Genomic DNA, 2640 nt, shown 5'->3' on the forward strand with positions numbered 1-2640 from the left:
TTTTCCAAAAACACTTGAGCGTTGTATAGTTAAGCCTCTCGGGCAATTAGTACAGGTTAGCTCAATGACTCACATCACTTACACACCCTGCCTATCTACGTCTTAGTCTTAAACAACCCTTACACACTTGATGTGTGGGAGAACTCATCTCTTGGCAAGTTTCGTGCTTAGATGCTTTCAGCACTTATCTCTTCCGCACTTAGCTACCCGGCAATGCGTCTGGCGACACAACCGGAACACCAGTGGTGCGTCCACTCCGGTCCTCTCGTACTAGGAGCAGCCCCAACCAATTCTCCAACGCCCACGGCAGATAGGGACCGAACTGTCTCACGACGTTCTAAACCCAGCTCGCGTACCACTTTAAATGGCGAACAGCCATACCCTTGGGACCTACTTCAGCCCCAGGATGTGATGAGCCGACATCGAGGTGCCAAACACCGCCGTCGATATGAACTCTTGGGCGGTATCAGCCTGTTATCCCCGGAGTACCTTTTATCCGTTGAGCGATGGCCCTTCCATTCAGAACCACCGGATCACTATGACCTACTTTCGTACCTGCTCGACTTGTCTGTCTCGCAGTTAAGCTTGCTTATACCATTGCACTAACCTCACGATGTCCGACCGTGATTAGCAAACCTTCGTGCTCCTCCGTTACTCTTTGGGAGGAGACCGCCCCAGTCAAACTACCCACCAGACACTGTCCGAGACCGCGTTCCGCAATCTTCGTTAGAACATCAAACGTTAAAGGGTGGTATTTCAAGGTCGACTCCATAATCACTGGCGTGACTACTTCTAAGTCTCCCACCTATCCTACACATCAAAATTCAATGTTCAGTGTCAAGCTATAGTAAAGGTTCACGGGGTCTTTCCGTCTAGCCGCGGGTACACCGCATCTTCACGGCGATTTCAATTTCACTGAGTCTCGGGTGGAGACAGCCTGGCCATCATTATGCCATTCGTGCAGGTCGGAACTTACCCGACAAGGAATTTCGCTACCTTAGGACCGTTATAGTTACGGCCGCCGTTTACTGGGGCTTCGATCAGGAGCTTCTCTTTCGATTACACCATCAATTAACCTTCCAGCACCGGGCAGGCATCACACCCTATACGTCCACTTTCGTGTTTGCAGAGTGCTGTGTTTTTAATAAACAGTTGCAGCCAGCTGGTATCTTCGACCGGTTCAACCTTCATCCGCAAGGGACTACAATCTACGCCGGCGCACCTTCTCCCGAAGTTACGGTGCTATTTTGCCTAGTTCCTTCACCCGAGTTCTCTCAAGCGCCTGAGTATTCTCTACCTGACCACCTGTGTCGGTTTTCAGTACGGTTTAGTAAAGCCTTTCGCTTAGTGGCTTTTCCTGGAAGTGTGGTATCAGTTACTTCAGCTCCGTAGAGCCTCGTCATCATCTCTCAGTGTTAAGGAAGTCCGGATTTGCCTAAACTTCCCACCTACCAACTTAAACGCACATATCCAACAGTGCGATAACCTAACCTACTCCGTCCCCACATCGCAGCTTTACCAAGTACAGGAATATTAACCTGTTTCCCATCGACTACGCTCTTCAGCCTCGCCTTAGGGGCCGACTCACCCTGCCCCGATTAACGTTGGACAGGAACCCTTGGTCTTCCGGCGAACGGGTTTTTCACCCGTTTTATCGTTACTTATGTCAGCATTCGCACTTGTGATACGTCCAGCATGCTTCTCAACACACCTTCATCCGCTTACACAACGCTCCCCTACCCAACAGACTTACGTCTGATGCCGCAGCTTCGGTGCTATATTTGAGCCCCGTTACATCTTCCGCGCAGGCCGACTCGACTAGTGAGCTATTACGCTTTCTTTAAATGATGGCTGCTTCTAAGCCAACATCCTAGCTGTCTAAGCCTTCCCACTTCGTTTCCCACTTAATATAGACTTTGGGACCTTAGCTGGCGGTCTGGGTTGTTTCCCTCTCCACGACGGACGTTAGCACCCGCCGTGTGTCTCCTGAGTATCACTCTTTGGTATTCGTAGTTTGCATCGGGTTGGTAATCCGGGATGGACCCCTAGCCGAAACAGTGCTCTACCCCCAAAGGTGTCCGCTCAAGGCTCTACCTAAATAGATTTCGGGGAGAACCAGCTATCTCCCGGTTTGATTGGCCTTTCACCCCCAGCCACAAGTCATCCGCTAATTTTTCAACATTAGTCGGTTCGGTCCTCCAGTTAGTGTTACCCAACCTTCAACCTGCCCATGGCTAGATCACCGGGTTTCGGGTCTATACCTTGCAACTAGACGCCCAGTTAAGACTCGGTTTCCCTTCGGCTCCCCTATTCGGTTAACCTCGCTACAAAATATAAGTCGCTGACCCATTATACAAAAGGTACGCAGTCACCCTTTCGGGCTCCCACTGCTTGTACGTACAAGGTTTCAGGTTCTATTTCACTCCCCTCACCGGGGTTCTTTTCGCCTTTCCTTCACAGTACTGGTTCACTATCGGTCAATCAGGAGTATTTAGCCTTGGAGGATGGTCCCCCCATCTTCAAACAGGATATCACGTGTCCCGCCCTACTTCTCGTTAACTTAGTACCACAGCCTGGATGTCGAGTACGGGGCTATCACCCTGTGTCGCTAAGCTTCCCAGCTTATTCCTCTATCTCTGC

Annotated in this window: 1 rRNA gene; it reads right to left on the reverse strand. The window is 50.5% G+C overall.

Annotated features, from left to right (window positions below):
- Nucleotides 1–25: 25 nt before the first annotated feature.
- A 23S ribosomal RNA gene (locus A8M50_RS08915) occupies nt 26–2640 on the reverse strand; the annotation flags it as partial.

This window comes from Haemophilus haemolyticus, from assembly GCF_001679045.1.
GTDB lineage: Bacteria > Pseudomonadota > Gammaproteobacteria > Enterobacterales > Pasteurellaceae > Haemophilus > Haemophilus haemolyticus.